This is a genomic window from Clostridium sp. OM02-18AC, assembly GCF_003481825.1.
In the GTDB taxonomy this organism is placed as follows: Bacteria; Bacillota; Clostridia; order Lachnospirales; family Lachnospiraceae; genus Brotaphodocola.
In genome coordinates this window covers 42,881-49,657 of sequence record NZ_QULW01000025.1, presented here as the reverse complement: position 1 = coordinate 49,657, position 6,777 = coordinate 42,881, and the positions used below count along the sequence as shown (strand labels likewise).

General features: G+C 48.9%; 7 protein-coding genes. 1 reads left to right on the top strand and 6 read right to left on the bottom strand.

Features of this window, described 5'->3' with window-relative positions; translation table 11 throughout:
• Nucleotides 1–442: hypothetical protein (locus DXB18_RS16380; protein WP_207665799.1), on the top strand; the 442-nt coding region annotated here is incomplete at its 5' end.
• Here the strand turns inward: DXB18_RS16380 and DXB18_RS14945 are convergent.
• From DXB18_RS14945 to dnaX, 6 genes are all read right to left on the bottom strand, one after another.
• Nucleotides 402–1,142: a CvpA family protein gene (locus DXB18_RS14945; RefSeq protein ID WP_118544151.1), complete on the bottom strand. Its 741-nt coding sequence runs from the start codon at nucleotides 1,140–1,142 to the stop codon at nucleotides 402–404. The two genes, DXB18_RS16380 and DXB18_RS14945, sit on opposite strands and share 41 nt — an antisense overlap.
• A 61-nt stretch (nucleotides 1,143–1,203) precedes the next feature.
• Nucleotides 1,204–2,028: a Cof-type HAD-IIB family hydrolase gene (locus tag DXB18_RS14940; RefSeq protein WP_118544147.1), complete on the bottom strand. Its 825-nt coding sequence runs from the start codon at nucleotides 2,026–2,028 to the stop codon at nucleotides 1,204–1,206.
• The gene (locus tag DXB18_RS14935; RefSeq protein ID WP_118708709.1) at nucleotides 2,028–4,019 is read right to left on the bottom strand and encodes a tetratricopeptide repeat protein; all 1,992 of its coding nucleotides are present in this window, start codon (nucleotides 4,017–4,019) and stop codon (nucleotides 2,028–2,030) included. The genes DXB18_RS14940 and DXB18_RS14935 overlap by 1 nt, the downstream gene beginning before the upstream one ends.
• Nucleotides 4,020–4,148: 129 nt before the next feature.
• Entirely contained in the window at nucleotides 4,149–4,745 is a 597-nt protein-coding gene (recR, locus tag DXB18_RS14930; protein ID WP_118533726.1) for a recombination mediator RecR, read from the bottom strand.
• 1 nt (nucleotide 4,746) lies between these two features.
• The gene (locus DXB18_RS14925) at nucleotides 4,747–5,100 is read right to left on the bottom strand and encodes a YbaB/EbfC family nucleoid-associated protein (protein WP_118544145.1); all 354 of its coding nucleotides are present in this window, start codon (nucleotides 5,098–5,100) and stop codon (nucleotides 4,747–4,749) included.
• Between the two features lie 52 nt (nucleotides 5,101–5,152).
• A complete protein-coding gene (gene dnaX, locus DXB18_RS14920) occupies nucleotides 5,153–6,766 on the bottom strand; it encodes a DNA polymerase III subunit gamma/tau (protein ID WP_118544144.1) in 1,614 nt (537 codons plus the stop codon).
• Nucleotides 6,767–6,777 lie beyond the last annotated feature (11 nt).

The window sequence follows — 6,777 nt, the reverse complement described above, 5'->3', positions numbered from 1 at the left end:
TAAACACTGTTCAATCTTTCATTTTCAAGGTTCATCTTGTTGTCTCGCTCTCAGCGGCAACTTTGATAGTTTAGCACAGCTTCAAGCTTTTGTCAACAACTTTTTTAAATTTCTTTTTGAATCTTTTCAGATTCGCTTTGCTGTTTTCAGCAGCGTGTTGTATCTTACCAGATGTTTACGCTTTTGTCAACAGTTTTTTTATTTTCTTTTTTCTGTCCCGCTGTTTTTCGCGGGTGAGTTATACTATACCATCCAGGAAATGGTTTGTCAACAACTTTTTTCAAAAAATATAAAAACAAAAAGCCACACGCAAAAAGGCTTAAAAATCAGGCAAAATCCGGTTGCTATTTACGCGGTGCGCAAACAGCAACCGGATTATACACCGCATTCTGCCCTAGTCCTCACGAAAAGCCCTTCAAAATACACAAGAACAGCCAGTTAAACAGATTATTCTGATACAGCAAGCTCAGCCACCAGCTTTTTTCAATCTGTATAAGCACCGGCTGCGCCCACACCATACCAGAGCAGGCCTTTATAATAAGACCGGCGAGCCATATGATCAGAAGACCCGCAACACCTCCAAGTAATGCACCAGCTAGCTGGTTCAATTCTGATATGATTGGAAGCCGTGCTACCTGGTCCAGCCAATGTGCGCCCATCCGGAAGAAGAGAAATACTACCGCAAATAAGATTCCGGAGCCAAACGTCCGGATTACCATCGTTGCCAGATATGACCCGAGATAATCAAAAAAACGGTTCACGCCCAGCATACGGTAAATCTCACTATTGTTATTTTCCAGCAGTACCTCCTTCATTTGTTCCGGAAGCTTTAAATTTTCTATTATATTTCTCTGATACGAGGGCTGTACTTCTGTTCCATCTGGCTCATCTGTTTCTTCCATTCCAGCTTTTGCCCCGGCCATTTTCAAAAGACTCTCCCCCACCATCTGATGGATGGCAGTATTATGATTCAATGCAGCCGTCACACACGGCATGGCTACACGTGTCACAACAAGGCTCAGGATCAACGCTAATAATGTCACTGCAATGCGCACCAACCCTCTATAATGTCCATAAAGCACCATAGACAGCCAGAATACGCCCACACCGACAGACAGCCAGTGTTCTGCTAAAAAATCCATATGATATACTCCATTCTACGCTTCCGGCCACCACATACATATATTTCTTTCATGCAAATTTTCACAACAATTTTTCGATTGCATCCGCAACCCCGTCTTCATCATTCGTCACGGTTACATAGTCTGCCTCTGCCTTTAATGCTTCCACAGCATTTCCCATGGCAACACCGATTCCGGCCATGCGGATCATAGTCATATCATTTTCCCCGTCGCCGAAACCCATGGTCTGTTCCCGGCTTAAGCCCAGATGCTTTGCCAGGCGAAGGATTGCTTCCCCTTTTGTTGCTCCGGGCGCATTGATCTCCAGGTTATTGTCCAGGGATGAACTGACAATTACGTCCCCGCGGTCCTGCAAGGCTCTTCTTGCGCGGGCACGCTCCTGCTGGTCACCAAAGAAATAATTGATTTTTTCCACCGTAAGCCCTAACGCGCGGACCTTCTCCACGACATCCGGTACTTCCTGTCTTGTCTGGCGGACCATTGCCTGGATCGTATCCGGGATCGCGTAATCATCCATATGTTCCAGAAACCGCTTTTCCCCATATGCACATCCATTCACATAGGCATCGTACATGGTATGAAACTTTCCTGCCATTTCCAAAATATCGATTGCCTGTGCGCAGCCCAGCTTCCGCTCATCCAGGATCTTATGCTCTGCCACGTCTTCCACGATCGCACCATTCGTCGTAATGGCATAACGGATTCCTGGCAAAGTACGCAGAAACTCCGGCACGCCTCCCCAGATGCGGCCGGTACAGGGTACAATATAAATCCCGCGGGCAATACATTCTTTCAGTGCCTTTTCATTTCTCGCAGAGAGACGCTTCTGGCTATCCAGAAGCGTCCCGTCTAAATCAAGTGCAATTAATCTAATTTCTCTTCTCATTATATAAAATGCTCTTCCTTTAAAATCAGCATGCCGTCTTTGTCATACTTAGAAGAAAACAATCCCTTAATGGCTTTGCCGAGAGATGGTTTTTCCGCACGGTCCGCAGCTTCCTCGATCAAAGCCTGTGCTTCCTTTCTGGTCAGCGGGATTCCGTCTTCTTCCATGATCTCGATCCGCTCATAAAGCGCAAGCATGCTCTTACCGGTAATGCTGCAGTCAATTTCTGATGCATATTTGCAGCAATACTGCGCAAATTCATCGATATCCATTTCTGCTTCTTCTGCAGGTTCAGCTAGTTCTGCCGCTTCCTGTTCTGAAGCTTCTAATTCCGGTTCCGGCGCCCGCATAGCCCCATTGCTGGTTGGAACCACCTTACGTACCGGACGCTCTGCCTGCTTAAAGTTTGATTCTCGCTCCGGTTCTGCCATGCTTTCCGGCTCTGCCGCAGCAACCTCTGGCTCCGCTGCCTGTACCGGCGGATAATCACAGCCAATGCACTCAAACTTGTCTGCCAGCGACGGATTCTGCGCATGCAGCATCTCCATCTGTTTCGGGTTGTCGATCAGGATAATACGCATGCCGCTGGTATCGCGGGTCATAAGTGTTTCCAGTTCCCCGATCATCTGAGGCGTTAAGTCTCCGGCCTCCTCGATCATAAGATCTTTTCCGCTCAGTTTGTCTGCACAGGCAAGGATTCCTCGCTTGTTCAGCTTGGAACCGGTAATCTTTGCCACCGGATTTTTTATTCCGGTTTCTTTTTGAATCTGTTTTAAGGTCTGAATCGCAATCTCCATGCCTTTTTCAGGCGATCTTGCCTCAATCATCAGATGATTGGTCATGCGCGGAAGCTCTGGTTCCTCGTCAAATTCGTCGATCTCTTCGATTTCCGGCTCCGCAGCTTCTGTTTCCGCTTTCCGTGCAGCATCTGCTGCCGACATACGGCGAATGGAATCCAGTACCCGGGTCTTGCCCAGGTCACTCTCCTCTTCCACTGCATCTTTCCCGATCCGCGATACCTCTTTTGCAAGCTGTGCCTCGGTCTCTGCCTGCTGTACCTGTGCCACAATTGCTTCTTTTCCATAGGAAAGATCCGGAGTAATATTTACCTCCGGTGCTTCTGTGTTTTCTTCATCGACGTCTTTTACAGCAGCCTCTTTTAGCAAATTCTGTTCTTCCGGGACTGCCTGAACAGCATCCGCCGGTGCAGGCACTTCCGAAACCACTTCTGAAGCCAGCTCTGCTTCTGCCTCTGCATCTGTTTCTTCAGCGGCATTTCCTGACTGTTCTGCCTCCGGCTGCACATCAGTCTCCGGCTCGTCATCCATCGCATCTTCCTCTTCAAAGGCCTGCTCTACTGCGCGCAGTTTTTCCTCGTATTTATCCCGGTTTTCTACCAGGTCCATCTGGTACTTATTTAACGGCGCATACTGGACCTTCAGCTCCATGGCCTTATCTACATATTTGCCAAGACCAAACATCAGCATGATCTTATCGCAGGCTGCCACACAGCGCTGCGCATCACCGGCACGGTGATACAGCTCTGCCAGCTCGTACAGCCATTTTTCATCCAGCTCTTCTTCGGTATAGCCCTCCAGAGAATGGATCTGCTGCTCAATCGGCGCATCCATCGCCTTTAAGATCATATAACGGAGCAGATGCTGGCGCGGATCATCTCCCGCCAGGTCACAGAACTCCCGGTAGTAAGCATTTGCTTCCTCTACATTGCCTTCCTTTAACGCAAGATCGGTCAGCTTGTAAAGCAGCCGTTTCCCGATCGGCGCACGCTCAAAAGCCATCAGCAGAATGTCTTTTGCATCCTGATACTCATGGTTCTTTTCGTAAACGTTGGCAACCATAGACAGCAGATTCGCATTGCGGACCTTCTTCCAGTCAATGGTATCCGCAATTTTCATGGCTGTCTCAAAATCGCCCTGATTGCTTAATTTTCTGATTTGTTCTACTTTTATGTTAAACTCGTATTTATCCATCTTCTGCACTCCTTTGCCACTGTCATTTCGCTGCTGTTCATGTACGCATGGCCAGCAACGGGCAAATATCCATTCTCTCGCCGCCGTTTTTCTGCTCCGCAGACACCGGCAGCTGGTCTCTGACCTGCCCTACAACTCCACGCGCCCTTCTAATGCCCTTAACAGGGTTACCTCATCAATATACTCCAGATCTCCTCCAACCGGTACCCCGCTTGCAATCCTGCTTACACGGATTCCTGTAGGCTTGATCAGCTTACTGATGTACATGGCCGTAGTTTCCCCTTCCAGGCTGGAATTGGTGGCAATGATCACTTCTTTTATGTCCCCCTGAAGACGCTGCATCAGCTCCTTCAGCCTGATGTCATTGGGTCCTATACCCAGCATCGGAGAAATGGCTCCGTGCAGTACATGGTATACACCTTCATACTTTCCTGTCTTTTCGTATGCAGCCAGATCCCTGGTGTTTTCAACCACCATGATCGTTTTATGGTCACGCTTGTCGCTGCTGCAGATTGGACAGAGTTCCTGATCTGTCAGAGTATAACACTCCTTGCAGTAACGGATATTCGCCTTGGCCTGCGTGATCGCGCCAGCCAGACTCGCCACCTGCTCCTGCGGCATATTGATGATATGAAATGCCAGTCTCTGTGCTGATTTGCTTCCAACACCCGGAAGCTTTGATAATTCCTCGATCAGTGTTGTGATCTGTTTGCTGTAGTAATCCATTTTAGAATGGGAAGCCTCCGCCCAGACCGCCTAATCCGCCGGTCAGCTTTGACATGGCTGCCTGAGACTCATCTTCCATCTTGCGCAGAGCCTCATTGGTTGCTGCCACGATCAGATCCTGAAGCATCTCGATGTCATCTGGATCTACTACTTCCTCAGAAAGCTTTACAGAAAGCACTTCTTTTTTACCGGAAACGGTTACAGTTACAGCACCGCCGCCTGCGGATGCACTGTACTCCTTCTCTTCCAGTTCTTTCGTTGTCTCTTCCATCTGGCGCTGCATTCTCTGCGCCTGTTTCATTAAATTATTCATATTTCCCGGCATTCCGCCCGGGAATCCACCACGTTTTGCCATGATGCTTCCTCCTAATCTTTGTCATCTTTGTAACTGTTTTGCATCTGCTCAGTTACTCATCTTCTATTGTAATATCCATGTGAACCGCATTTTTTAATTCTTCGTCACTGACGTAAATGGTGTTCAGCCGCTCACCGGCATTTCTCATGCGCGCTTTGAAATACATGGTCTTGCCATACTGCTCCTCCACATACTTTTCCAGCGCGCCAAGGACCGTGGGCCTGCTGCCGATGGCATAGTTGTCCCCATTTGAAAATACGATGCACAGACAACTGTCTCCACTTGGTTCCAGTACCGTATCACGGAAGCTTGGACGGATTGCTCCGCCAAGTTCCCGGATAATTTTCCCCCAGTCCTGACGGATGAGGTTTAAATCTTCCAATTGAGCTTTCGGAATGGATACCTGCTGCGGTGGCTGTGCCGGTTCTGCGTCGGCTGATACCGGCGTTCCTGCTCCCTGCTGTCCCATCTGGGCCGCCATCTGCTGCATCATCTGGGAATTGACCGGAACTCCTTCATCCATCCGGTCTTCCAGTTCTTCCAACCGCTGTAAAATGGAATCCAGATTCGGCTCCATCTGCGGCTTTGTCAGCTTAATCAATGCCAGTTCAATCAGCACCCGCTTCTGGCTTGCATAGCGGATCTGATTGGAAAGTTCTGAAAAGATCCGGATAAAACGCATGAGCGTTTCCCCACTGATCATTTCTGCCTCTTCCCGCAATAGCTTTAAGTTGTCTTCTGACATATCCAGCATATTTTCTGCGTCATCGGCTGTTTTTAACACCAGAAGATTCCTCAGGTACCAGATGAAATCTGTGACAAACTGCCCCAGTTCCCGACCCTGGATCACCATTTCTTCCAGTTTTTTCATGCACGCCGTTGTGTCCTTTGCGATCACAGCACGCAGCAGTTCACTAAAAACACCAGAATCCACTGCGCCCAGCACTTCCAGCACATTATCGTAAGTGAGCAGCGTGCCATAATGAAACGCGACACACTGGTCCAACAGGCTTAAAGCATCTCGCATGGAGCCATCCGCTGCCTTGGCTACATAGCGCAGCGCTTTCTCCTCTACCTGGATATTTTCCGCATCGGCCAGCTCCCGCAGACGCGCCGCAATGGTATCGATCGTGATACGCCGGAAATCATAGCGCTGGCAGCGGGACAATACCGTGACCGGGATCTTGTGCACCTCTGTCGTTGCCAGGATAAAGATCACGTAAGAAGGCGGCTCCTCCAGTGTTTTTAACAGCGCATTAAATGCACCGGTAGAAAGCATATGCACCTCGTCGATGATATAGACCCGGTACGCGCCTTCCGTCGGCGGATACTGGACCTGTTCCCGGATCTCACGGATATTCTCCACACCGTTGTTGGATGCCGCATCGATCTCTACTACATTCATGGAGCTTCCGGATGCGATTGCCTTGCAGGCTGCGCATTCATTGCACGGACTTCCGTCCACTGGATGCTCACAGTTTACTGCCTTTGCAAAAATCTTTGCAATGGTAGTTTTACCGGTTCCGCGGGTTCCGCAAAACAGATAAGCATGGCCGATCCGTCCGCTAGTAATCTGGTTTTTTAATGTCTGCACAATATGATCCTGACCCTTGACATCATCAAACTGGGCAGGGCGCCATTTCCGGTATAGTGCAGTATATGACATATTCTTTAACT

Bases quoted from the DNA above. Each gene is read 5' to 3' on its own strand.
- DXB18_RS14935 (WP_118708709.1), bottom strand. From the start codon at position 4,019: ATGGATAAATACGAGTTTAACATAAAAGTAGAACAAATCAGAAAATTA.
- recR (WP_118533726.1), bottom strand. From the start codon at position 4,745: ATGGATTACTACAGCAAACAGATCACAACACTGATCGAGGAATTATCA.
- DXB18_RS14940 (WP_118544147.1), bottom strand. From the start codon at position 2,028: ATGAGAAGAGAAATTAGATTAATTGCACTTGATTTAGACGGGACGCTT.
- dnaX (WP_118544144.1), bottom strand. From the start codon at position 6,766: ATGTCATATACTGCACTATACCGGAAATGGCGCCCTGCCCAGTTTGAT.
- DXB18_RS14945 (WP_118544151.1), bottom strand. From the start codon at position 1,142: ATGGATTTTTTAGCAGAACACTGGCTGTCTGTCGGTGTGGGCGTATTC.
- DXB18_RS14925 (WP_118544145.1), bottom strand. From the start codon at position 5,100: ATGGCAAAACGTGGTGGATTCCCGGGCGGAATGCCGGGAAATATGAAT.